This window comes from Bacillus yapensis, from assembly GCF_005280205.1.
Classification (GTDB): domain Bacteria; phylum Bacillota; class Bacilli; order Bacillales; family Cytobacillaceae; genus Robertmurraya; species Robertmurraya yapensis.
Map to the genome: position 1 here is coordinate 151,774 of NZ_SUND01000002.1, position 24,629 is coordinate 176,402.

The following is a 24,629-nucleotide window of genomic DNA, read 5'->3' on the forward strand; positions in this document are numbered from 1 at the left end:
GTCGTTTTAGTTTTGTAGTAACAGTCAATAATTATAAAACACTTGATCTTATAGGCTGATTCTAAAACGACACATATGTGTCGTTTTTTATTTTGAATGGAAATACCTGCATGAAATGTATTCGAGGGTTGAATAATAGAGATAGCATGCGAAGAAGGGAGAAGATTCTAATGGATCATGATTATAGATGGAAAAATGCTGAGGGTGATGGTGGACAAGAGCCGGAGCCACCAAAAGAAGAAAAGCCATCACCTTTAATGGAAAAAATCCAGCAGCTTGGTCAAACAAATGTCCCACAACTCTCACAGGACTCCAAAATTCATTGTTTAACAATCGTTGGACAAATAGAAGGCCATATGCAGCTTCCGCCACAAAATAAGACAACAAAATACGAACATATTATTCCGCAAATTGTGGCCATTGAGCAAAATCCAAAAATCGAAGGTCTTCTCATTATTTTGAATACTGTTGGTGGAGATGTTGAAGCAGGATTGGCGATTTCTGAGATGCTAGCTTCTTTATCAAAACCATCGGTTTCACTCGTCTTAGGTGGTGGCCACTCAATCGGAGTACCAATAGCTGTTTCCTGTGACTACTCTTTTATTGCTGAGACGGCAACAATGACAATCCATCCAATCCGATTAACAGGGCTTGTGATAGGGGTCCCGCAAACCTTTGAATATTTAGATAAGATGCAAGAAAGAGTCGTAAGCTTTGTGACGAAGCATTCCAATATTTCCGAGGAGAAGTTTAAGGAATTGATGTTTGATAAAGGTAATTTAACTCGTGATATTGGAACGAATGTGATTGGAAATGATGCGGTAAAATACGGGCTGATTGATGAAGTAGGTGGGATTGGTCAAGCGATGAAAAAGTTAAATGAACTAATTGAATTAAATAAAGAAGAAAATGAGGGGATGGTGCAATGATTTTATACACGACGATGCCTTTAGAGCTCGTTTACCCAATTGCAGAAAGTGAATTTGCAAAGCGAAGAACAGTTAACTATGAGGGCATATCGTTAATTGTGGAGCAGGATGAGGACCATGCCTATCGTGTAATTCAAGTATTGAGTACAAATCCAGCACACTTCTTAGATACGAGATTTCAACCAGGTGCAAAGATTTCTCTGTCTTAAGAAAGAACAAATAGAACTGTTGTACGAGCTTATGGTATAATAAATTCAAACCACATGAGAGCAGCCACTTTGGCTGCTTTCGTTTTTACATACTTTAAGAGAGTCCATTTCAAGATGTACCAAGGTGAATTAAAAAATGAACAATTTCTCAAAAACCTGTCTTTTCAAATGTTCGTTTTTTACTTGATATATGTTTGACAAGTTTACGATAATAACTAAATTAAGGTGATTGAATGGCAAAGAAAAAAAGAAGAAAAACAAAGAAAAATAATCAGTTTAAACGGACAGTTCGATTTGAACTAATCGGGCTTATATTAGTTGCACTAGCAGCCATTTCAATTGCGAACTTAGGTGCAGTTGGTGGAGCTATCGTCCTCTTTTTCCGTTTTTTTACTGGTGAATGGTATATGCTGTTTTTACTTGCCCTCGTTTTGATAGGGGGATATTTCATTTGGAGAAGAGAAATTCCAAACTATTTCCATCAAAGACTAATAGGTATTTACTTAATTGTTGCTGCGCTCTTGCTTTTGAGCCATGTAACTTTATTCGAAAATCTATTAAATAACGAAAAGTTTGACGACCCAAGTGTAATTAAAAAGACGTGGGAACTATTTTGGATGGAGGTTAACGGGGAGACAAGTACCACTGATTTAGGCGGTGGAATGATTGGCGCAATTATGTATGCGATGTTCTACTTTTTATTTGAGGGAGCAGGAACAAAGATCATCTCGATCGTGCTCATCATTATTGGCTTAATCCTTCTCACTGGAAAAACCTTCGGAGAGGCCGTTGGTAAGCCATTCGTTTTTGTTGGAGGTTTTATTAAGAACCAATGGAAAGCGTTCCTAGGCGACGTTCAGCACTCAAAGCAAAAAAGAAGAGAAAGACAAGAAGCTATACGCACTGAGCAACAGGAGCGTGAACAAAATAAAGAAGTTAAAGAAGAGCCGGCGACAATTATCCCTGTTGAAGTGCCTAGAGAAAAACCTGTTTCTAAGCCGGAACCGATTATTTCAAGCTTTGCTGAAAAAGCGTATGATCGCACTGAAAAAACAATTTCTGCTGATGCGCAAAACAATAAGGGTATAAAAGAAGGGGAACCGCACGAGTTAGAAGAGGAAATCGCACCTCCGATTACATTTACAGAAGTGGAAAACGTCGACTACAAGCTTCCTCCGATAAAACTACTTAAGCTTCCGCGGCATACGGACCAAAGTGGAGAATATGAATTAATTCATGCGAATGCAGCGAAGCTCGAAAGAACCTTCCAAAGCTTCGGCGTGAAGGCTCGTGTAACACAGGTTCATTTAGGACCAGCTGTTACTAAATATGAGGTTCATCCAGATGTCGGGGTTAAAGTAAGTAAAATCGTCAGCTTAAGTGATGATTTAGCACTAGCATTAGCGGCAAAAGATATTCGGATTGAAGCACCGATCCCAGGTAAATCTGCAATTGGAATTGAAGTACCGAATTCAGAGGTCGCGATGGTTTCGCTAAGAGAAGTGCTTGAATCGAAACAAAATGACAAGCCTGATTCTAAATTACTGATCGGCTTAGGTAGAGATATAACAGGGGAAGCGGTTTTAGCAGAATTGAACAAGATGCCTCATTTATTAGTAGCAGGAGCAACTGGTAGTGGGAAGAGTGTTTGTATTAACGGGATTATTACGAGTATTTTAATGCGTGCAAAGCCACATGAAGTAAAGCTTATGATGATAGACCCGAAAATGGTTGAATTGAATGTGTATAATGGCATTCCTCATCTACTTGCACCAGTTGTTACAAATGCTAAAAAAGCTTCACAGGCACTTCAAAAGGTCGTTAGTGAAATGGAGCGACGTTATGAGCTCTTTTCCCATACTGGAACAAGAAATATTGAAGGGTACAATGAGTTTATCAATCGCCATAATGCAGAAGCAGAAGCGAAACAACCATTATTACCTTATATCGTTGTGATCGTAGACGAGCTTGCTGACTTGATGATGGTAGCCTCGAATGATGTTGAGGATGCCATTACTCGTTTAGCACAAATGGCTCGTGCAGCAGGAATACACTTGATTATTGCGACTCAACGACCTTCTGTTGACGTTATTACAGGAGTCATTAAGGCGAATATACCTTCGCGAATTGCATTTGCTGTATCTTCTCAGACGGATTCTAGGACGATTCTGGATATGGGTGGAGCAGAAAAACTACTTGGTCGAGGCGATATGTTATTCTTGCCAGTAGGTGCATCTAAGCCGATTCGTGTCCAAGGAGCATTTTTATCCGATGAAGAGGTAGAAGAGACAGTAAACTTTGTTATTGGTCAACAAAAGGCCCAGTATCAGGAGGAAATGATTCCAGATGAAATCCCTGAAACTACATCTGAGGTTGAGGACGAATTATACAATGAAGCAGTAGATTTAATCGTAGATATGCAAACTGCTTCTGTTTCAATGCTTCAAAGAAGATTTAGAATTGGTTACACACGAGCTGCAAGACTGATAGATGAAATGGAACTTCGAGGTGTTGTTGGGCCGTATGAAGGAAGTAAACCACGAGCGGTATTAATAGACAAGCCGTCAGAAGAAGCAAGTTCATAGAAAGTTTATATCCAAAACAGACCGTAGAGAAACTCACAAATTTTTAGAGTATCTCTACGGTTTTTTATATAGAAAAAAATGAATTGGTTAGAAAGAACTCATATAATCTCAATTAAAGATATCTTCCCTCTTTTCTGATAGTTCTAGAAATATCTGGAACTAGAGCATCTCAAATAGGTTATACTATTGTAACCCCTTACTATATTTTTTTAGCAAGAATGGTAAATGTTAGGTCATTGGAAGCGTTATATTCGTAAGTTGTAAATAAATCTGACGTATTTTTTGTAGAATCTTGTCTTTCTCTATTTATTTATACCTAGAAAAATGGTATAGTATTTTCGATTAGTAGGATTGATTATACATCAGAGGTCTGATGTCTTGGAGAAAACTGGTTGGAGGAAGCAAAGATGTCCATCAAGGCAGATAATAGACACTTATATTTACAAGTGATTGATCGGATTAAGCAAGATATCGAAGAAGGTATCTACAAAGAGAGAGAACAGCTTCCCTCGGAATTTGACCTTGCAAAGCTCTTAGGAGTAAGCAGGGCAACCCTTAGAGAAGCGCTTCGTATTCTTGAAGAAGAAAATATAATTATCCGACGTCACGGTGTAGGGACTTTTGTGAACGCAAAACCTTTATTTTCTTCCGGCATTGAACAACTTAATAGTGTAACTAATATGATTGTTCAAGCTGGAATGAAGCCAGGGACCATTTTCTTTAGCTCAGACACTGAAGCTGCTACTGAGGAGGATGTTCGTCGTTTCTCATGTTCAATAGATGATGAAATTGTCGTGATTGAAAGGGTACGTACTGCAAATGGGGAACCAGTTGTCTATTGTGTTGATAAAGTTCCGAAGGCCTTTCTTCCAGATACCTTTTCCCATGAAGAGGAATCCATGTTCAAGATTTTGGCCGAGTCAGCACAAAGAAAAATTACATACGCAGTTGCAGAAATTGAACCTGTTGGATATCACGAAAGAATTTCACCTATACTAGAATGTGAACCAGAAACAGCATTGCTTGTATTAATGCAAATGCATTTTGATGAAATGGATGAGCCCATTCTATACTCAGTCAATTACTTCAGGGCTGATAAATTCAGTTTTCATGTACTTAGAAAGAGAGTGTGAACTGAATAGTCCGATTTTTTCTACTAAATCAAATTTATAGGGGGTACAAACCTTGAAAAAGCGTAAATTTGGATTAGCTTTATCACTCGTACTTGCAGCAGGAACAATTTTAGGGGCTTGTGGAAACAAGGAAGAAGAACAAGGCGGCGGAGATGGAGCTTCAAAAGAAGAAGCAAACATTAAAGTTGGACTAGTTACAGATACTGGTGGCGTAGATGATAAATCATTTAACCAATCTGCTTGGGAAGGTTTAAAGAAGTTTGGTGAAGAATTTGGTCTTAAAGAAGGCGAAGGGTATCGCTACCTACAATCTGAAAAAGAAGCAGATTATATCCCGAACTTAGGTCAATTTGCTGATGGTGGCTTTGATGTTACATTTGCAGCAGGTTTCTTACTTGAAGATGCTGTACAAACATCTGCTGAACAAAATACAAGTGCAAACTTCGCATTAATTGATAGCTTATTAGCGAATGCAGACGGAGAAACAGTTTGGTTAGACAACGTTTCTAACGTAACATTCGATGAGCACACTGGTTCTTTCCTAGTTGGAGTAATTGCTGCAAAGACTACAACTAAGAAAAAAGTTGGCTTTGTTGGCGGAGTAGACTCTCCACTAATCAAGAAGTTTGAAAATGGATTCAAAGCTGGTGTTAAATCAGTTGACCCTACTATCGAAATCGTAACACAATATGCTGGTGACTTTAACAAACCAGAAAACGGAACTAGCATTGCTTCAACTATGTACACTGGTGGCGCTGATATTATCTATCATGCTGCAGGTGGAACAGGTAATGGTGTATTCACTGAAGCGAAAAACCGTAAAGCTAATGGCGAAGATGTTTGGGTAATCGGTGTTGACCGTGACCAACATGAAGAAGGTATGCCTGAAAACGTTACTTTAACTTCAATGGTTAAACGTGTAGACAATGCTGTTTATGAAATTTCAAAAATGGCAAAAGAAGGTAACTTCCCTGGAGGTAAAGAAACAGTTTTCGGTCTTAAAGAAGAAGGTGTAGGTATTGCACCAACTACTGAAAACGTTAGCCAAGAAGCGCTTGACTTAGTAGAAGAGTACAAGCAAAAGATTCTTAGTGGTGAAATCGAAGTTCCTAAAACAGATGAAGAATTTGAGGCTTTCGAAGCTTCTCTATAATAAGTGATCGATAAGGCTAGTTGTGAAACATGCGCTAGCCTTATCTTTTCGATTAATGTACATTTATTGGCTCATTTATTCTTCAGGATGGCCACATTGACAACTTTGGTAGGCTGAAGGATAACTGAACCAATAAACAACTTTAACGAATGTGCAAGTCTTGAATCAAAATTAAAAAACGATTTTTAACTTGAAGAGTCGAAATACACTAGGAATATTTAATGTTTAGATTGTTATCTTAAAAAGAGGAATTCGTTTTTTAACTTGAAGCAAAAGGAAAAATGGACTCATTCAAGTTGTTTTATAGGGTCAAAAGAATAATATTTTTCCATTGCGAAAATGGGGAGTGATTTTTAAGTGGAATATGTAATCGAAATGAACAACATTCGCAAGGAATTCCCTGGAATTGTTGCAAACGATAACATTACGTTGCAAGTGAAAAAAGGGGAAATTCATGCGTTGCTTGGGGAGAATGGTGCAGGAAAATCAACCTTGATGAATGTTCTTTTTGGGTTATACCAACCAGAAAAAGGGGAAATCAAGGTAAATGGACAGCCGGTTAAAATTACGGATCCGAATGTGGCAAACCGTTTGGGAATTGGAATGGTGCATCAACATTTCATGCTTGTCCATAATTTCACTGTAACTGAAAACATTATCTTAGGGAGCGAGCCTACAAAAGGCGGAAAGATTAATATTAAAGATGCCGCTAAAAAAGTAGAAGAGCTTTCAAAGAGATATGGTTTATCTGTTGATCCTTATGCAAAAATTGAAGATATTTCAGTAGGGATGCAGCAACGTGTTGAAATCTTGAAAACGTTATACCGTGGTGCAGAGATTTTAATCTTCGATGAGCCAACAGCCGTTCTTACTCCTCAGGAGATTAAAGAACTTATTCAAATCATGGGTAAGTTAGTGGCAGAAGGAAAATCGATTATCTTAATTACCCACAAGCTTAAAGAAATTATGGAAGTTTGTGATCGCTGTACAGTTATTCGTAAAGGAAAAGGAATTGGGACTGTTGAAGTTTCAGAAACAGACCCCGACCAACTTGCTGCTTTAATGGTTGGCCGCGAAGTTCACTTTAAAGTTGATAAAAAAGAAGCACAGCCTACTGACGTAGTGTTGGAAGTGAAAGATTTAGTAGTCATTGATTCAAGAAATATTCCTGTAGTAGAAGGACTTAATTTAGAAGTAAAAGCTGGAGAAATTCTAGGAATCGCTGGTGTTGATGGAAACGGTCAAACCGAACTAATCGAAGGAATCACTGGACTTAGGAAGATTAAGTCAGGAAGTGTAAAGATTAACGGCAAAGAGACTGCTCATCTATCATCACGTAAAATTACGGAGACTGGGGTAGGTCATATCCCTGAAGACCGTCATAAGCATGGACTAGTTCTTGATTATACCATTGGAGAAAATATGGTGTTACAGACCTACTATCAAAAGCCATACTCGAATTCTGGAGTCTTAAGTTACAATAAGATTTATGAGAAGGCTAAAAGCCTCATTGAAGAATACGATGTGAGAACGCCTTCTGAGTTTACACCAGCGAGAGCTCTATCTGGTGGTAATCAGCAAAAAGGGATTATAGCTAGAGAAGTGGACCGTAGTCCGAGCCTTTTAATTGCTTCCCAGCCGACTCGTGGATTGGATGTAGGAGCGATTGAGTTTATCCATTCGAAGTTAGTAGAAGAACGGGATAAAGGAAGAGCTGTACTACTTGTATCATTTGAGCTTGATGAAGTTATGAACTTAAGTGACAGAATTGCCGTTATTTATGAAGGCAAAATCGTCGCAATTGTTGACCCTAAAGAAACATCAGAACAAGAACTAGGGTTACTCATGGCTGGTGGTAAGAAAGAAAGTGTAGGTGTTTCATAATGCAAAAGCTGTTGAAAAATCAAAGATTATTTAATATCGTTGTTCCGCTCTTCTCTATCCTTCTTGGGATACTAGTTGGAGCTATTATTATGCTGATATCTGGTTATGATCCAGTTAGTGGCTATGAGGCGCTTTTCAATGGAATGTTTGGAAGCCCTAAATCAATTGGTGAAATGATTCGCGCAGCTTCACCACTTATTTTGGCTGGTTTAGCGGTAGGATTTGCTTTTAAAACAGGACTTTTTAATATTGGGGTAGAAGGCCAATTATTAGTCGGCTGGTTAGCGGCTGTCTATGTGGGATACACTCTTGATTTACCTGCAATCATACATGTGCCTGTGTCCATTTTAGCGGCTGCCATTGCGGGAGGAATTTGGGGGATGATCCCAGGCTTCCTGAAGGCAAGATTTAAAGTTCATGAAGTTATTGTGACCATTATGTTGAACTATATAGCTCTTTATTCAACTGCAGATATCATTAAACGTTATTTGTATGCTGGTAATGAAAAGTCATTCCCAATTAAAGAGTCAGCTTCTTTAGCTTCTACATTCCTTGCAGACATGACCGAGGGTTCTCGACTGCACTGGGGGATCGTAGTAGCCATTTTAGTAGCTATCATTATGTGGTTTATTTTAGAAAAGACTACTACAGGTTACGAGTTAAAAGCAGTTGGATATAATCAACATGCTTCCATGTACGCTGGAATGAATGTTCAGAAGAATATCGTCCTTTCAATGACGATCTCTGGAGCGTTTGCAGGGATTGCTGGTTCTATGGATGCTTTAGGAACGTTTCAAAATATGACAGTAATGTCTGCGTTCACAGGAACAGGTTTTGATGGTATTGCTGTTGCGTTATTGGGTTCTAACAATCCATTTGGAATTATTTTAGCGGCCCTTTTATTCGGTGGACTAACAACTGCTGCTCCACAAATGAACTTTAATGCCAATGTTCCACAAGAGTTGGTTGACGTAATCATCGCATTAATTATTTTCTTTGTAGCAGCTAGTTATTTAATTCGTTACATTCTTACACGTTTCAGCAAGGAGGGGAAGTAAGATGAGTTTTCTTGACATTTTATCGATTATTATTCCAGCTGCACTCTATACAGCTGCCCCTCTAATTTTTACAGCTTTAGGAGCGGTCTTTAGTGAGAAGTCTGGTGTCATTGGACTTGGAGTAGAAGGTTTAATGGTATTTGGAGCATTCTCTGGTGTTTTGACAACTTTGTTACTTGAAGGAAATATGGGTGAAATTACACCATGGCTAGCAATTTTGATTGCAGCTATCGCTTCTGGGATTTTCTCTCTTATCTATGGTGTAGCTGTTATTTCCTTAAGAGCTGACCAAACAGTTACGGGAGTAGCCATCAATATGTTAGCAGTTGGTTTAACTTTATTTTTAATCAAAAAGATTTTCAATAAAGGGCAAACAGATTTTGTGGATTTCCGAATTGATAAGGTAGATTTCCCGGTTCTTTCAGATATCCCTGTTATTGGAGATATTTTCTTTTCCGGAATTCCTTATACTTCTTATATCGCAATTGCGATGGCGTTCGTAGTTTGGTACATCATTTATAAAACACCATTTGGTTTGCGCCTAAGATCAGTTGGAGAACATCCAGCTGCAGCTGATACAATGGGGATCAATGTAAACCGTACACGATATATTGCCGTTATTTTATCAGGTGTTTTCGCTGGTGTTGGTGGTGCCGTATACGCACTTTCGATTTCAGGAAACTTTACAGGACATACAATTGCAGGACAAGGATTCTTAGCAATTGCAGCGATGATCTTCGGAAAATGGCATCCAGTTGGAGCAATGGCAGCGGCGCTATTCTTTGGGTTTGCACAATCATTAGGAATCACAGGTGCGCAAATTCCATTCCTACAAGATATTCCGTCTGTATTCTTAATAATGGCTCCTTACATTTTAACAATATTAGCTCTTACTGGCTTTGTTGGACGTGCAGAAGCTCCGAAAGCTTCAGGTGTTCCGTATATTAAAGGTACTAGGTAAAGAGCACATCGAGAACCCGACATTATTGTCGGGTTTTTATTTTTAAACGTCGGAACTTGAAATGGAAAATACATGAAGGGTATAGTAGAAATATCCAATTGTGATGTTCAATGAAAGAACTGTTAATGGGTATGATATTAAAGACCAGAAAGAGATATACATATAATAAGATGCTAAGGAGGATGACTAAATGGCAGTGATATCAGAAACAGTTAAGGAAATGCAGGGCTACAAGCTTCATATCGTCAAAACCGAGAAATTCAAGACGAACACTTTAGTCTGGAAAATGAAGGCCCCTTTGAATAAAGAGGATGTCACATTAAGGGCCTTGCTTCCCTATGTTTTACAAAGTAATTCAAAAGCCTATCCTACCTCAACCGAACTAAGAACGTACCTAGATGAATTATATGGAGCTAGCTTTTATGTGGATTTGTCAAAAAAGGGTGAATATCATGTTATTAGCTTTGCTCTTGAGATTGCTAATGAAAAGTTCCTGTCCGATCATACTCCATTACTAAAAAAAGCGTTCGAATTTCTTTCAGAAGTTTTAACCAACCCAAATGTAACGAATAAGGCTTTTGACAAGGAAACGATCGAAAAAGAAAAGCGTACATTAAAGCAAAGAATACAGTCTGTTTATGATGATAAAATGAAGTACTCGAATTCTCGACTAGTGGAGGAAATGTGCAAAGGGGAAAAATACGCTCTTCATGTTCATGGTGAAATGGACGTGGTTGATGCAATCACTCCTGAAAGCTTATTTTCCTACTATGAGAAGGCTTTTGCAGAAGATGAATTAGATTTCTACATTGTAGGGGATGTTTCAGAAGATGAAATTACATCAATAGCAAATGACAGACTTCAATTCGCGCATCGACAACCAATAGCCATTGACATGGAGAAAGACACCAACCAAAGAGAAGTCAAAAAAATCAATGAAGTTCAGGATGTCAAACAAGGGAAACTCAATATCGGTTTTAGAACAAATGTAGTCTATGGTGATGAGGATTACTATGCCCTTCAAGTACTAAATGGCATATATGGCGGATTTTCTCATTCGAAGCTTTTCATCAATGTTCGTGAAAAAGCAAGCCTCGCATATTATGCAGCAAGTCGCCTTGAAAGCCATAAAGGATTAATGATGGTTATGTCCGGTATTGATCACAAAAACTATGATCAAGCGGTTTCCATTATCGAAGAGCAAATGACAGCGATGAAAAACGGAGACTTCACCGAGCAGGAGCTTACACAAACGAAAGCGGTAATAAAAAATCAATTGTTAGAAACGATTGATACTGCCAGAGGAATTGTCGAGGTTCTGTACCACAACGTCGTTTCACATCAAGATATTACACTGGATTATTGGATTGAGCAGATGGATAAAGCGACGAAAGAAGAGATTGTAAAAGTTGCGGAGAAAATTCAATTAGATACCATTTACTTTTTAACAGGGCAGGAGGTGGCCGAGTAATGGAGAAAATTACTTTTGAACAATTGCAGGAAGAGCTTTATTATGAAAAATTATCGAACGGATTAGATGTATACATTTTACCGAAAAAAGGATTTAACAAAACCTATGCTACTTTTACAACAAAATACGGTTCAGTTGATAACCATTTCGTCCCTCTTGGCAAGGATGAATTTGTGAAGGTACCCGATGGAATTGCCCATTTCTTAGAGCATAAGCTATTTGAAAAAGAGGATGGCGATGTGTTTCAGCAATTTAGCAGACAAGGAGCGTCTGCCAACGCCTTTACTTCCTTTACAAGAACAGCCTATTTATTTTCAAGTACATCAGATGTGGAATTAAATCTTGAGACGTTAATGGATTTTGTTCAGGAGCCGTATTTCACGGAAAAAACGGTAGAAAAAGAAAAGGGAATTATCGGTCAAGAAATTACAATGTATGACGATAATCCTGATTGGAGACTGTACTTCGGATTAATTGAGAATCTATACAAAAATCATCCGGTTAAAATTGATATCGCTGGCACAGTTGAATCGATTTCTCATATTACGAAAGATATGCTTTATGAGTGCTACAACACTTTTTATCATCCAAGTAATATGCTTCTATTTGTTGTTGGGCCAGTCGATGTTGAACAGATTATGAAGCAAATAAAGGATAATCAAGCGAAGAAGCCATTTAAGGACCAGCCTGAGGTTCAGCGCCAGTTTGAACAAGAAATTCCCGAAGCAAACGAAGCTAAAAAAGTGCTGCAAATGAATGTGCAAACTTCTAAATGCTTACTTGGAATTAAGGCGCTACATGTTGAGCAAAGTGGAGAAGAAATGCTAAAAAATGAATTATCAACAAATATCCTCCTCGATATGTTATTTGGGAAAAGTACTGCTAATTATGATAAATTGTACAATGAAGGCTTAATCGATGATACGTTTTCCTATGATTATACACAGGAAAAAGGGTTTGGCTTTGCGATGATTGGTGGCGATACGAGTGACCCTGAAAAACTCGTAGAGACTTTAAAGGGAATGCTCTTTGAAGGAAAAGAGCAGGGGCTTACAGAAGAAAGCTTAGAGCGCACCAAGAAGAAGAAAATTGGTGGATTTCTTCGAGCTGTCAATTCACCTGAGTTTATCGCGAATCAATTTACACGATATGCTTTTAATGAAATGGACCTTTTTGATGTTGTTCCGATGCTTGAGAAAATCACCATTGGCGATGTTAAAAAGGTAGCGCAAGAATTTATTTCAGAAGAACGTTTTTCTGTATGTCAGGTAATACCGAAGAAAAAAGAAGCTTCATAATATATAAATGTAATTATAACCAGGCTGATTGAAAACGTTTGTCTTTCAAGGCGCGAAGGCTTGGGAGGAGCGGAGTTACCATAGTAGGTAATGAGCATCCGGACAAGGCGAAGCAACGAAGAAAGCGAGCGTTTGTCAATAGCCTGGAAGCGTCCTAAGTGACGCTTTTTCTAATGGGAGTTGGATCATGAAAAAATATGCATTAGTAACTGGAGCGAGTGGGGGAATAGGGAGAGCCATTTCATTAAAGCTAGCAGAAGAAGGATATTCCCTCTATTTACACTATCATCAAAATAAGGAAGCAATGAGCAATCTAATGGAGGAGCTTTCTCAATATGAAGGCGATTTTATTCCGATCCAAGCAGATTTATCAACCTCAGATGGCTATATGCAGATAGTAAGGAATATATTTTCCATCGATGCGATTATTCATAATAGTGGCATGGGGCATTACGGCTTACTCGTAGATTTGCCGCAGGAAGAAGCGGAGAAGCTAATCACCACACATGTAACGAGTCCTTTGTTACTCACGAAGGAACTACTTCCAAAGTTATTATCGAAAAAGAGTGGCAATGTCGTTGTCATTTCCTCGATTTGGGGTCAAACCGGAGCAGCTTGTGAGGTTGCGTATTCGACGGTAAAAGGGGCTCAACTTTCTTTCGTGAAAGCTTTAAGCAAAGAGGTTGCCTTAAATGGGATTCGGGTAAATGCTGTAGCTCCAGGAGCAATCGAAACGCCTATGATGGCATCCTTTACGGAAGAAGACCTTGAAAGTATTTCAGAAGAAATCCCGATGGGGAAATTGGGTAAACCAGAAAACGTTGCAGATGTTGTTTCGTTTTTGCTTTCGGAAAAAGCTGCTTATATTACGGGACAAATCATTCCAGTCAATGGCGGTTGGTATACATAAAAATCTTGATGAATAATTTTATAAACCGTTATGCAAAATAACCTTGTAATACAATTAAGGAGGTTATTTCATGTCTGTACTTGATAACTGGAACCAGTGGAAAGACTTTTTAGGAGATCGCTTAAATCAAGCTGAGAACCAAGGAATAAATCAACAGGTCATTAGTGACGTTGCTTATCAAGTAGGGGATTACTTGGCAAAACAAGTCGATCCGAAAAACGAGCAGGAAAGAACTTTAGCTGATCTATGGTCTGTTGCTAGTCCAGAAGAGCAACATGCAATCGCGAATGTAATGGTGAAATTAGTACAAAACAACGGATCACAAAAATAGGATATACAAACTTGAAAGAGAGGCAGCGCCTCTCTTTTTTACACGTTTTTAATTTCTATAGAACAGTATTTAGGATTGTAGACTTATCTTTTGATTTTTCCTTCCCTATTCATAGAAAATCCTTTATTATAGAAGCTAGATGAATTTGCTTTTTTTTGGTGATTTTGTCGAAAAAGAGGAAAAAATGGAGAATGCCATATACTGGAGCTATAAGTTATTTTCGTGTTCTGTTGGCAAAGACTCTCCTATTTCACTTCTAAGGAGGTTTTCCATGGAGAAGAAAGAATGGTACTTAGAATATGAAATACAAAAGAACCGTCCAGGACTCCTTGGTGACATTTCTTCATTATTAGGGATGTTATCTATCAATATTGTGACGATTAATGGAGTTGATGAAGGTCGACGAGGGTTATTAATTTTAGCGGAAAACTATGATCAAATCGTTCGACTTGAGTCTATTTTAAATACAATGGATACAATAAAAGTGATCAAGCTGCGCGAGCCGAAGTTAAGGGATCGATTAGCAGTTCGTCACGGCCGATACATACAAAGAGATGCTGACGATAAAAAGACTTTCAGATTTGTGCGCGACGAACTTGGCTTATTAGTAGATTTTATGGCAGAATTATATAAGAAAGAAGGCCATAAGCTGATTGGTATAAGAGGGATGCCTCGAGTTGGGAAAACAGAATCCGTCGTTGCAGCCAGTGTTTGTGCAAATAAACGATGGTTGTTCGTATCTTCCACTTTATTAAAACAAACGATTCGCAATAAATTAATAGAGGACGAGTACAACGAGGATAATCTGTTCATTATCGATGGCATTGTCTCTACTAGAAGAGCTAATGAACGCCATTGGCAGTTAGTAAGGGAAATTATGCGCTTGCCAGCAGTTAAGGTTGTCGAGCATCCAGATATTTTTGTGCAAAATACAGAATATACGCTGGAGGACTTTGACTATATCATTGAGCTTCGGGACAATCCTGAACAGGAAATCACATATGAAATTGTGGAAAAGAACAGCATGTTTTCGGATTCTGATTTTGGCGGATTTGATTTCTAATTAGACTCTTTTATCAAACCTTGTTGCTTTTATAGAAGGAATCAAGCAATCTTTTGAAACATATAAGGCCATTATTGTTGCTTATACATATACAAAATAGCGTTTAGTAAAGTTACGCAGTTGGAAGGTGTTACAAATTGACTGAAATAGGAAATCGATTAAAGGAAGCTCGTCTTGAGAAAGGCATGAGCTTAGATGAATTACAAACGGCAACCAAAATTCAAAAAAGATATCTACAGGGGATTGAAGACGGTAACTATAACATGATGCCAGGGCCTTTTTATGTCCGCGCATTTATTAAGCATTATGCAGAAGCCGTTGACTTAGATCCAGATGAATTATTTGAAGAGTTTAAGTCTGAGATACCGAATACCTTTAATGACGACCTTCCGGAAAAAATCTCTCGTGTGCAGACGCGAAAGAATATTTCAGGAAGTAGTTCGAAGTTTTTTGATATTCTCCCGAAGGTATTAGTTATTGCTTTTGTGATTGGTGCATTAGCTGTGATATGGTATTTTTATTCAAAGAATACTGACAATGAATCTAACTCTCCGGTAGATAACAATAATGCAGGAACATCTTTTGAACAAAAAGAGAATTTGGCAAAAGATGATGTAGAGGAAGAAAAGCCTGCTGATGATGAAGAAGTAGAAGAGGAAGCTACAGGAGACGAGACTGGTACTGATGGTACTACTGAAGAAGAGCCAGAAATTCCAGCTCAAGAGATTGCTGTAGTAGAAGCTCAAGGGAAAAATACTGTATTTGAACTCAAGAATGCGGAGAAATTTGAAGTTAAGCTTGTTTCAACAGGTGAAACTTGGGTTAGTATGAAAAACGGTAATGGCAAATCCCTATTCCAAGGAATGCTGAAAAGAGGAAGCGCTGAGGAAAGCTATTTAGTAGATTATACGAATGAAACCGAAGCGGTACTTAAAATTGGGAATGCCGTCAATACGGAAATCTATGTAAATGACGTAAAAGTGGAGTATGCATCGGCACCTGCTGACTATGTTACTCAAAATATTACGATTCGTTACACCAAAGTAGCACAATAGTCATCGATTCGGTGACTATTTTTCTGCTTTCTATTTACACCTATAGACTATGGAGGGTCAAAAATGAATTTACCAAATAAAATAACGATATCAAGAATCCTACTTATACCTATTTTTCTACTTGTGATGCTTGTACCTTTTTCATGGGGAGATATGAGATTTTTAGGGGCTGACATGCCTATCACTCATTTTGTTGGAGCACTAATTTTTATCTTTGCTTCTACAACAGACTGGGTTGACGGCTATTATGCTCGCAAATACAACATGGTTACCAATCTAGGGAAGTTTTTGGACCCACTGGCTGATAAACTGCTCGTGTCTGCTGCGTTAATTGTTCTTGTTCAATTGGGTATGGCTGCTTCTTGGATTGTCATCCTTATTATTAGTCGTGAATTTGCTGTGACTGGTCTTCGCGCGATTTTAGCAGGTGAAGGAGAAATCGTTGCTGCAAATATGCTAGGGAAAATTAAAACGTGGGCACAAATTGTTGCGATCTCAGCTTTGCTTTTACATAATACAATTTTTGAAATGATTGGACTACCATTTGATCTAATTGCGCTTTGGGTTGCTATGGTTTTCACAATTTGGTCTGGTTGGGATTACTTCAATAAAAACAAGCATGTCTTCATTAACTCAAAATAAGATAGTAAGGTAGTTCTTTATAAATTCTCAGATGAGGGGTCTTTTGATGAATGCGGAAATTATTGCAGTTGGTTCAGAGCTTTTACTTGGACAAATTGCCAATACGAATGCTCAATTTCTATCAAAGCAGCTTGCTAATATTGGAGTGAACGTATTTTATCATACGGTTGTCGGTGACAATTCGGGTCGGCTAAAACAGGCAATAGAGGTAGCGGAGAGTCGTGCGAACATGATTATTTTTACCGGTGGGCTCGGCCCTACGAAAGATGACTTAACGAAAGAGACAATCGCTTCTCATTTAGGCAGAGGTCTTATTCATGATGAGGATGCTTTAAAGTCAATAGAGCAGTTTTTTGTCACGACAAAAAGAGTAATGACGGAAAATAATCGCAAGCAAGCCCTTGTCCTTGAAGGTTCTCAGGTTCTTCCAAACGATCACGGAATGGCTCCAGGGATGGTTTTAGAAGTGAAAGAACGTACTTATATGCTCCTGCCTGGACCACCAAAAGAAATGCAGCCGATGTATACGGCCTATGGGGAGACAGCGATCTTAAATCTTCTTCAACCGCAGGATAAAATCGTTTCTCGTGTCCTCCGATTCTTCGGTATCGGTGAATCACTATTAGAAACCGAAATAGAAGATCTAATCGATGAACAACAAAATCCTACGATTGCACCACTCGCCGCTGATGGAGAGGTTACACTTCGATTGACAGCTAAGGAAAAAACAGAAGAGCTTGCCAATCAGTTAATCGAGGCTACGGAAAAGAAGATTCTTAGCCGAGTCGGACAATATTTTTATGGCTATGATTCAACTTCTCTCATGCAGGAGCTTTTTAATGAGTTACAAAAACGGGAACTGACTTTGGCTTGTGCGGAGAGCCTAACCGGTGGATTGTTTCAGCAGGAAATTACTTCGATTTCTGGAGCAGGGGACGTATTTAAAGGTGGCGTTGTCTGCTATGCTACTGAAATAAAAAACAGAGTCCTTCATGTAAAGCAGGAAACATTAGATACGGAGGGTGCTGTTAGTAGTGCGACTGCTATCGAACTCGCAGAAAATGTAAGAGAGCTGCTTCAAGCTGATATCGGGATTAGTTTTACAGGTGTCGCTGGACCGACCGAACAGGAAGGAAAACCCGTTGGCATGGTTTTTGTCGGTTTAGCTATTGCAGGTCGCCCGACTGAAGTTGTCCAGCTTCAGCTTGCAGGAACAAGAGCAGGAATTAGAGTCAGAACAGTAAAGCATGGATGTGCATTATTACTAAATAGTTTAAAGGATTCACAGAATACGATTTAATGTATTCTGTGATTTTTCTTTTCAGATAATGGCTAATAAAATCAATTTGGCTCAGGAATTCTGTTCAAATTGATCATTTTGCTTACTAGAAAGAAAGATTTACCACTTAAATTCGGTTGAAAAAAATCGAATGGATGTTCGATTTTTCTCTCGACAAACGAATTTAAAACAGTTATAGTAGAGATAGGTTTTTGAGAAGAAAGCTAAATAATGATATATGTGTTATTTAATAAGGAGGAATTTATTGTGAGTGATCGTAAAGCAGCCTTAGAAATGGCGTTAAAACAAATAGAAAAGCAATTTGGTAAAGGTTCAATCATGAAGCTTGGGGAGCAAACTGATCGTCAAATAGCTGTTTCACCAAGTGGTTCTTTAGCATTGGACGCTGCACTTGGCATTGGCGGATACCCAAAGGGACGTATTATTGAAATCTATGGACCTGAAAGCTCAGGTAAAACAACAGTAGCTTTACACGCTATCGCGGAGGTACAAGCAAATGGAGGACAAGCTGCATTTATTGATGCCGAGCATGCTTTGGATCCTGTTTATGCTTCAAAATTAGGTGTTAATATTGATGAGTTGCTTTTATCACAGCCAGATACTGGGGAACAAGCGCTTGAAATCGCAGAAGCTTTAGTACGTAGTGGTGCTGTAGATATTCTAGTAATTGACTCAGTAGCTGCACTTGTTCCGAAAGCGGAGATTGAAGGAGAAATGGGAGACTCTCACATGGGATTACAGGCCCGTTTAATGTCTCAGGCTCTTCGTAAGCTTTCAGGTGCTATTAATAAATCAAAGACGATTGCAATTTTCATTAACCAAGTTCGTGAAAAGATTGGTGTTATGTTCGGAAACCCTGAAACTACACCTGGTGGAAGAGCATTAAAGTTTTATAGCTCTGTACGTGTAGAAGTCCGTCGTTCGGAGACATTGAAGCAAGGTAATGAAATGGTTGGTAATAAGACTAAGATCAAAATTGTGAAGAATAAAGTAGCTCCTCCATTCCGTACTGCCGAAGTAGATATTATGTACGGTGAAGGTATTTCTAAAGAAGGAGAGATTATAGATATCGGTTCTGATTTAGAAATTGTTCAAAAGAGTGGAGCTTGGTATTCATATAACGGTGAGCGTATAGGTCAAGGACGCGAGAATGCTAAATTATTCTTAAAAGAAAATCCAGAGCTACGCCTTGAAATTCAACAAAAAATCCGTGATCATTATGGTCTTGATGGGGTTCAAGTATTACCAGAAGATGATGGGCAAGAAGAATTGGAACTAATGGAATAAGATAAATGGCAGCAAAGCGATATCGCTTTGCTGTTTTTTACAGATTTTTAGTATCCCTTTAATTGGAAAAAGCCGTCAATTCAGATACTTGACAATAAAATTTCACACCTTTACAATTAATATGTATATTTTACAATTTTTAATGATGATTAAAACGTGAAAAAGCCTTTGTGCTGTATGTTGATGAAGAACAATGTACATGCCGACAGTTTAGAAACGTAAAAAACAAAAGTTCATAGCAAGAGGAGGTGAAATGATGGATTTATTACCGGTAATCATCTCCATTTTGCTTGGCCTGTTCGTCGGTGCAGTTGTTGGCTATTTTGTTCGTAAATCCGTTGCTAAAGCAAAGCTTGTTGGCGCTAAAGATGCGGCGGAGCAAATCTTAGAGGATGCGAAGCGTGATGCAGACTCTATTAAAAAGGAAGCTCTGCTAGAAGCAAAGGATGAAATTCACAAGCTTCGAACAGAAGCTGAACGTGAAGTTCGTGATCGAAGAAATGAATTGCAAAAACAAGAAAATCGTTTGATGCAAAAAGAGGAAAATCTGGATCGAAAAGATGAATCGTTGGATAAACGTGAATCGCAATTAGAAAAGAGGGACGATTCTCTTAACAAAAAACAACAGCATATTGAAGAGATGGAAAGCAAAGTGGACGAGATTTTAAAAAGGCAGCAAACTGAGCTAGAACGCATCTCAGGCTTAACTCGTGATGAGGCAAGATCCATCATTCTAGAGCGCATGGATAAGGAATTATCACATGAAGTCGCTCTAATGATAAAAGAGAGTGAAAATAGAGCAAAAGAAGAAGCGGACAAGAAGGCGAAAGAAATCTTGTCACTAGCCATTCAGCGATGTGCAGCAGACCACGTGGCAGAAACCACTGTATCTGTTGTAAGCTTGCCAAATGATGAAATGAAAGGTCGCATCATTGGTCGTGAAGGCCGTAATATTCGTACGCTTGAAACTCTTACAGGTATCGACCTTATTATCGACGATACACCAGAAGCTGTTATTCTTTCAGGATTTGATCCAATTAGAAGAGAAACAGCTAGGTTAGCTTTAGAGAAGCTAGTTCAAGATGGTCGTATTCACCCAGCACGTATTGAAGAAATGGTGGATAAAGCTCGTCGTGAAGTGGATGAACACATTCGTGAAATTGGTGAACAAACTACCTTTGAGGTTGGAGTTCATGGTCTCCATCCAGACCTAATCAAAATTTTAGGTCGCTTAAAGTTCCGTACAAGCTATGGTCAAAATGTTCTTAAGCATTCCATTGAGGTTGCTCAACTTTCTGGCTTACTTGCTGCAGAACTTGGTGAGGATGAGACATTGGCACGACGTGCAGGATTGCTTCATGATATCGGTAAAGCAATTGACCATGAAGTAGAAGGAAGTCATGTTGAAATTGGGGTTGAACTTGCAACGAAATATAAAGAGCACCCAGTTGTCATCAATAGCATTGCTTCACATCATGGCGATAGTGAACCAACCTCTGTCATTGCTGTCTTAGTAGCAGCGGCTGATGCCTTGAGTGCTGCTAGACCAGGTGCAAGAAGAGAGACACTAGAGAATTATATTCGTCGCTTAGAGAAGCTTGAAGAGATTTCTGAGTCTTATGAAGGCGTTGAGAAATCATTTGCAATTCAAGCTGGTCGTGAAGTACGAATTATCGTAAAACCAGACCAAATTGACGATTTAGAGTCGCATCGACTTGCAAGAGATATCCGTAAGAAAATCGAAGCGGAGCTCGATTATCCAGGTCATATTAAAGTAACAGTGATACGTGAAACAAGAGCAGTTGAATACGCAAAATAAAACGGTGCATATGCATCGTTTTATTTTTTTTGATAGGATGTTCGTTTGTATAAATTGCTTTTTTCCTAAAAGCCATCTCACGTTTTATAAAATATAAGCATTCTATGCTATAATGGACTACTAGAATGAGAAGTAGAAAGGGATTAACATATGGATATTTTGTTTGTTGGTGATGTAGTAGGGTCTCCGGGCCGTGATATGATCACAGAATATGTTCCAAAGCTAAAAGAAAAATACCGCCCACACATTACGATTATTAATGGTGAAAACGCTGCAGGTGGAAAAGGAATCACAGAAAAAATATATCGTAGCTTCTTAGAGGTTGGTGCACAAGCAGTAACGATGGGAAACCATACTTGGGATAACCGTGAAATATTTGAGTTTATTGATAAGGCCAAATATCTCGTACGTCCAGCTAATTTTCCTGAGAATAATCCTGGTAAAGGGATTGTGTATATAAAAATGAACCAGATCGAAGTCGCAGTCATCAATTTACAAGGGCGCACATTCTTGCCACCAAGTGATGATCCATTTTTGAAGGCGGATGAGCTCATTGCAGAAGCCAAAGAGAGAACGCCGTTCATTTTCGTTGATTTTCATGGAGAAGCAACAAGTGAAAAGCAGGCACTTGGGTGGTATTTAGATGGAAGAGTGTCTGCGGTGGTCGGAACTCATACTCATGTTCAAACTGCTGATAATCGCGTCTTGCCAAACGGAACAGCTTATATATCAGATGTTGGCATGACAGGGCCATATGATGGGATCTTAGGGATGGACCGTGAAATAGTATTAAAGCGTTTCTTAACCAATCTTCCTGTCCGCTTTGAGGTTCCAACAACAGGACGTACTCAATTAAGTGCGGTTTTAATTCAATTAGATGATAAAACAGGTTTAGCGAAAAAAATTGAACGAATCTTAATAAATGAAGATCATCCGTTCTTTTCATAGGTTTATTTTTGCAAAATACGCTCGGTGAAAACTCGAACCTCCTTGTGAAAATATTTACCCCATTTTTTCCATTATTTCGTCCAAGCTGGAATATGTTTTTTCTGCTTGGAATATAGTAGCAATGGAATCATATATACCTGACTGTCCAATACGAGGGCATCAGGAGGGGTTAATGAGGAGGAGCTAGGGAATGGAAATATTAAAAGTTTCAGCAAAATCTAATCCTAATTCTGTAGCTGGTGCGCTTGCCGGAGTTCTGCGCGAAAGAGGTGCTGCAGAAATTCAGGCGATCGGGGCGGGTGCATTGAATCAAGCCGTGAAGGCAGTAGCAATCGCAAGAGGATTCGTGGCACCTAGCGGCGTTGATTTAATCTGCATCCCAGCCTTTACAGATATCCTGATTGATGGAGAGGAACGAACGGCTATTAAGCTAATTGTCGAACCTAGATAACAGCAAAAGTGATGATCCTGTTTGCTCTGCAAGCAGGTTTTTTCTTGCGGAAAATAGGGACATGTATAATAAATACATAACTTTTTATTATGTATTTAAAATGAAAAAATATTCATACTTTCGTCAATATTTGCTCGGAAAGGCTTGCAATTTTTACAACATAGGTCTAGAATTGAAAGCGTTTAGTACCCTTCTTTTTCATAGGTTTGTGATCAGGGATTGTACTACTCATGAGGAAATTTCAAAATGTTGGATGTTGGTTATTAATACGAATTTTATAGAATAGATAGAATTTTTTATCAATATAATATTCGTTTTTTTAACTTTAATAAACCATTATGAGATGGACTCACCTAGATTAAATAACGATTTTACATATTTTTTAATGTATCCGAAGGGGTGTAAGACATGATCAATCAACTTTCTTGGAAAGTTGGCGGACAACAAGGGGAAGGTATTGAAAGTACTGGGGAAATTTTTTCAATTGCTCTGAATCGTATGGGCTACTACTTGTATGGCTATCGTCACTTTTCATCACGAATCAAAGGCGGACATACGAACAACAAAATCCGCGTAAGCACAACACAGGTGCGGTCTATCTCAGATGATTTAGACATTTTGGTTGCGTTTGACCAAGAAACAGTAGATCTGAACTACAAAGAACTTCACGATAAAGGGGTTATTATCGCAGATGCGAAATTTGACCCGAAGCAACCAGAAGATACGAATGCAAAATTGTATGCAGTTCCATTTACGGATCTTGCTACAGAACTTGGAACATCTCTAATGAAAAACATGGTCGCAGTTGGTGCAACATGTGCTGTATTAGATTTAGATATTAATAGCTTCAGAGAAGTAGTACAAGAGATTTTTGGCAAAAAGGGTCAACAAGTCGTTGACAAGAACATGGAAGCAGTAAAAGCTGGTTTCGATTATATGAAGAGCCAAATTTCTGCAGATGCTGTTATGCAGTTAGAAAAAGCAGACGGCAAAAAGCGTCTATTTATGATTGGGAACGATGCCATCGCTCTAGGTGCACTCGCTGGAGGATGCCGCTTTATGGCTGCATATCCAATCACTCCTGCTTCAGAAATTATGGAGTATTTAATTCAAAAGCTTCCTGCACTAGGTGGTGCTGTAATCCAAACAGAAGACGAAATTGCAGCAGCTACTATGGCGATAGGAGCAAACTATGCAGGGGTACGTGCATTAACGGCATCTGCTGGTCCTGGCCTATCGTTAAAAATGGAAGCAATCGGTCTATCTGGGATTACAGAGCAGCCGCTTGTAATTGTTGATACTCAACGTGGTGGTCCATCAACAGGATTGCCAACGAAACAAGAACAATCAGACTTAATGGCGATGATTTATGGTACACACGGGGAAATTCCAAAGATCGTTATGGCTCCAAGTACTGTTCAGGAAGCATTTTATGATACTGCTGAAGCTTTCAATCTAGCTGAAGAATATCAATGTCCTGTTATTGTACTATCAGACTTACAATTATCATTAGGAAAACAAACCGTTGAACCTCTTGATTATAGTAAAGTAGAAATTCGTCGAGGAAAGCTTCAACAAGAAGAACTTCCAGAGATTGAAAATAAAGGGTATTTCAAACGTTACGAAGTGACAGAAGATGGAGTTTCTCCTCGTGTTATTCCTGGTATGAAAAATGGTATACACCATGTTACTGGGGTAGAGCATGATGAAACAGGTAAGCCATCTGAATCTGCTTTGAATCGTAATGCACAAATGGATAAACGCTTCCGTAAGATAGAGAATATTAAATTTAATACCCCAGTTTATAAAAACGCTCCTCATGAAGAAGCGGATATTCTGATTGTAGGATTTAACTCAACTCGTGGGGCAATTGAAGAAGCGATTACTCGCCTTGAGAAGGATGGTTTAAAAATCAACCATGCTCATATTCGTTTAATCCACCCATTCCCAACTGATGAACTACTTCCATTAGTGAAGTCAGCTAAAAAAGTACTAGTAGTAGAGAACAATGCTACAGGACAATTGGCGAATATTCTTAAGATGAACGTCGGACATGCTGAAAAAGTAACGAAGCAATTGAAATACGACGGAAATCCATTCTTGCCACATGAAATTTATACAAAATGCAAGGAGCTGTTCTAA

Annotated in this window: 21 protein-coding genes; all 21 read left to right on the top strand. The window is 38.7% G+C overall.

Annotation, left to right across the window (positions count from 1 at the left end; genetic code table 11):
• Positions 1–170 precede the first annotated feature (170 nt).
• The 21 genes from FAR12_RS03105 (at position 171) to FAR12_RS03205 (ending at position 24,629) form a co-directional block, all read left to right on the top strand.
• Positions 171–929 carry a ClpP family protease gene (locus tag FAR12_RS03105; protein WP_126406085.1) on the top strand — a complete coding sequence of 253 codons (759 nt, stop codon included), beginning with the start codon at positions 171–173 and terminating at the stop codon, positions 927–929.
• Positions 926–1,138 (top strand): YlzJ-like family protein, encoded by a 213-nt coding sequence (locus tag FAR12_RS03110; RefSeq protein WP_126406089.1) that lies wholly within the window; start codon positions 926–928, stop codon positions 1,136–1,138. Before FAR12_RS03105 ends, FAR12_RS03110 begins: the two co-directional genes overlap by 4 nt.
• 233 nt (positions 1,139–1,371) lie before the next feature.
• A complete protein-coding gene (locus FAR12_RS03115) occupies positions 1,372–3,723 on the top strand; it encodes a DNA translocase FtsK (RefSeq protein ID WP_126406091.1) in 2,352 nt (783 codons plus the stop codon).
• A 407-nt stretch (positions 3,724–4,130) separates the two neighbouring features.
• Positions 4,131–4,856, top strand: a complete 726-nt coding sequence (locus tag FAR12_RS03120; protein WP_126406715.1) for a GntR family transcriptional regulator — start codon at positions 4,131–4,133, stop codon at positions 4,854–4,856.
• A gap of 52 nt (positions 4,857–4,908) precedes the next feature.
• Positions 4,909–6,009, top strand: a complete 1,101-nt coding sequence (locus FAR12_RS03125) for a BMP family lipoprotein (RefSeq protein WP_126406094.1) — start codon at positions 4,909–4,911, stop codon at positions 6,007–6,009.
• Between the two features lie 357 nt (positions 6,010–6,366).
• Entirely contained in the window at positions 6,367–7,893 is a 1,527-nt protein-coding gene (locus tag FAR12_RS03130) for an ABC transporter ATP-binding protein (protein WP_126406098.1), read from the top strand.
• Positions 7,893–8,951 carry an ABC transporter permease gene (locus FAR12_RS03135; protein ID WP_126406101.1) on the top strand — a complete coding sequence of 353 codons (1,059 nt, stop codon included), beginning with the start codon at positions 7,893–7,895 and terminating at the stop codon, positions 8,949–8,951. The genes FAR12_RS03130 and FAR12_RS03135 overlap by 1 nt, the downstream gene beginning before the upstream one ends.
• 1 nt (position 8,952) lies before the next feature.
• Entirely contained in the window at positions 8,953–9,912 is a 960-nt protein-coding gene (locus FAR12_RS03140; protein ID WP_126406104.1) for an ABC transporter permease, read from the top strand.
• Between the two features lie 190 nt (positions 9,913–10,102).
• Positions 10,103–11,383: an EF-P 5-aminopentanol modification-associated protein YfmF gene (yfmF, locus tag FAR12_RS03145; protein WP_126406107.1), complete on the top strand. Its 1,281-nt coding sequence runs from the start codon at positions 10,103–10,105 to the stop codon at positions 11,381–11,383.
• Positions 11,383–12,681: an EF-P 5-aminopentanol modification-associated protein YfmH gene (gene yfmH / locus FAR12_RS03150; protein WP_126406110.1), complete on the top strand. Its 1,299-nt coding sequence runs from the start codon at positions 11,383–11,385 to the stop codon at positions 12,679–12,681. The genes yfmF and yfmH overlap by 1 nt, the downstream gene beginning before the upstream one ends.
• A gap of 187 nt (positions 12,682–12,868) precedes the next feature.
• Entirely contained in the window at positions 12,869–13,591 is a 723-nt protein-coding gene (gene ymfI / locus FAR12_RS03155) for an elongation factor P 5-aminopentanone reductase (RefSeq protein ID WP_126406113.1), read from the top strand.
• A gap of 70 nt (positions 13,592–13,661) precedes the next feature.
• A complete protein-coding gene (locus FAR12_RS03160) occupies positions 13,662–13,922 on the top strand; it encodes a DUF3243 domain-containing protein (protein ID WP_126406116.1) in 261 nt (86 codons plus the stop codon).
• Positions 13,923–14,193: 271 nt separating this feature from the next.
• Positions 14,194–14,985, top strand: coding sequence for a DUF3388 domain-containing protein (locus FAR12_RS03165; protein ID WP_126406119.1), 792 nt, complete (start codon positions 14,194–14,196; stop codon positions 14,983–14,985).
• 137 nt (positions 14,986–15,122) lie between these two features.
• Entirely contained in the window at positions 15,123–16,040 is a 918-nt protein-coding gene (locus tag FAR12_RS03170; RefSeq protein WP_126406122.1) for a helix-turn-helix domain-containing protein, read from the top strand.
• Between the two features lie 63 nt (positions 16,041–16,103).
• Positions 16,104–16,682, top strand: coding sequence for a CDP-diacylglycerol--glycerol-3-phosphate 3-phosphatidyltransferase (gene pgsA / locus FAR12_RS03175; RefSeq protein ID WP_126406125.1), 579 nt, complete (start codon positions 16,104–16,106; stop codon positions 16,680–16,682).
• A 46-nt stretch (positions 16,683–16,728) separates the two neighbouring features.
• Entirely contained in the window at positions 16,729–17,982 is a 1,254-nt protein-coding gene (locus tag FAR12_RS03180; protein WP_126406128.1) for a competence/damage-inducible protein A, read from the top strand.
• Between the two features lie 246 nt (positions 17,983–18,228).
• On the top strand, positions 18,229–19,269 hold the full coding sequence (recA, locus tag FAR12_RS03185) for a recombinase RecA (RefSeq protein WP_126406131.1): 1,041 nt from the start codon (positions 18,229–18,231) through the stop codon (positions 19,267–19,269).
• 256 nt (positions 19,270–19,525) lie between these two features.
• Positions 19,526–21,088, top strand: a complete 1,563-nt coding sequence (gene rny / locus FAR12_RS03190; protein WP_126406134.1) for a ribonuclease Y — start codon at positions 19,526–19,528, stop codon at positions 21,086–21,088.
• A gap of 150 nt (positions 21,089–21,238) precedes the next feature.
• Entirely contained in the window at positions 21,239–22,036 is a 798-nt protein-coding gene (locus FAR12_RS03195) for a TIGR00282 family metallophosphoesterase (protein WP_126406137.1), read from the top strand.
• A 190-nt stretch (positions 22,037–22,226) separates the two neighbouring features.
• Positions 22,227–22,487 carry a stage V sporulation protein SpoVS gene (gene spoVS / locus FAR12_RS03200; RefSeq protein WP_003211281.1) on the top strand — a complete coding sequence of 87 codons (261 nt, stop codon included), beginning with the start codon at positions 22,227–22,229 and terminating at the stop codon, positions 22,485–22,487.
• Positions 22,488–22,895: 408 nt separating this feature from the next.
• Complete coding sequence (locus FAR12_RS03205) at positions 22,896–24,629, top strand: 2-oxoacid:acceptor oxidoreductase subunit alpha (protein ID WP_126406140.1); 1,734 nt, start codon at positions 22,896–22,898, stop codon at positions 24,627–24,629.

Excerpts from the sequence above, each read along its gene's own strand:
- FAR12_RS03105 (WP_126406085.1), top strand. The coding sequence starts at position 171 with ATGGATCATGATTATAGATGGAAAAATGCTGAGGGTGATGGTGGACAA.
- FAR12_RS03110 (WP_126406089.1), top strand. The coding sequence starts at position 926 with ATGATTTTATACACGACGATGCCTTTAGAGCTCGTTTACCCAATTGCA.
- FAR12_RS03115 (WP_126406091.1), top strand. The coding sequence starts at position 1,372 with ATGGCAAAGAAAAAAAGAAGAAAAACAAAGAAAAATAATCAGTTTAAA.
- FAR12_RS03120 (WP_126406715.1), top strand. The coding sequence starts at position 4,131 with ATGTCCATCAAGGCAGATAATAGACACTTATATTTACAAGTGATTGAT.
- FAR12_RS03135 (WP_126406101.1), top strand. The coding sequence starts at position 7,893 with ATGCAAAAGCTGTTGAAAAATCAAAGATTATTTAATATCGTTGTTCCG.
- FAR12_RS03140 (WP_126406104.1), top strand. The coding sequence starts at position 8,953 with ATGAGTTTTCTTGACATTTTATCGATTATTATTCCAGCTGCACTCTAT.
- yfmF (WP_126406107.1), top strand. The coding sequence starts at position 10,103 with ATGGCAGTGATATCAGAAACAGTTAAGGAAATGCAGGGCTACAAGCTT.
- yfmH (WP_126406110.1), top strand. The coding sequence starts at position 11,383 with ATGGAGAAAATTACTTTTGAACAATTGCAGGAAGAGCTTTATTATGAA.
- ymfI (WP_126406113.1), top strand. The coding sequence starts at position 12,869 with ATGAAAAAATATGCATTAGTAACTGGAGCGAGTGGGGGAATAGGGAGA.
- FAR12_RS03160 (WP_126406116.1), top strand. The coding sequence starts at position 13,662 with ATGTCTGTACTTGATAACTGGAACCAGTGGAAAGACTTTTTAGGAGAT.
- FAR12_RS03165 (WP_126406119.1), top strand. The coding sequence starts at position 14,194 with ATGGAGAAGAAAGAATGGTACTTAGAATATGAAATACAAAAGAACCGT.
- pgsA (WP_126406125.1), top strand. The coding sequence starts at position 16,104 with ATGAATTTACCAAATAAAATAACGATATCAAGAATCCTACTTATACCT.
- FAR12_RS03180 (WP_126406128.1), top strand. The coding sequence starts at position 16,729 with ATGAATGCGGAAATTATTGCAGTTGGTTCAGAGCTTTTACTTGGACAA.
- rny (WP_126406134.1), top strand. The coding sequence starts at position 19,526 with ATGGATTTATTACCGGTAATCATCTCCATTTTGCTTGGCCTGTTCGTC.
- FAR12_RS03195 (WP_126406137.1), top strand. The coding sequence starts at position 21,239 with ATGGATATTTTGTTTGTTGGTGATGTAGTAGGGTCTCCGGGCCGTGAT.
- spoVS (WP_003211281.1), top strand. The coding sequence starts at position 22,227 with ATGGAAATATTAAAAGTTTCAGCAAAATCTAATCCTAATTCTGTAGCT.
- FAR12_RS03205 (WP_126406140.1), top strand. The coding sequence starts at position 22,896 with ATGATCAATCAACTTTCTTGGAAAGTTGGCGGACAACAAGGGGAAGGT.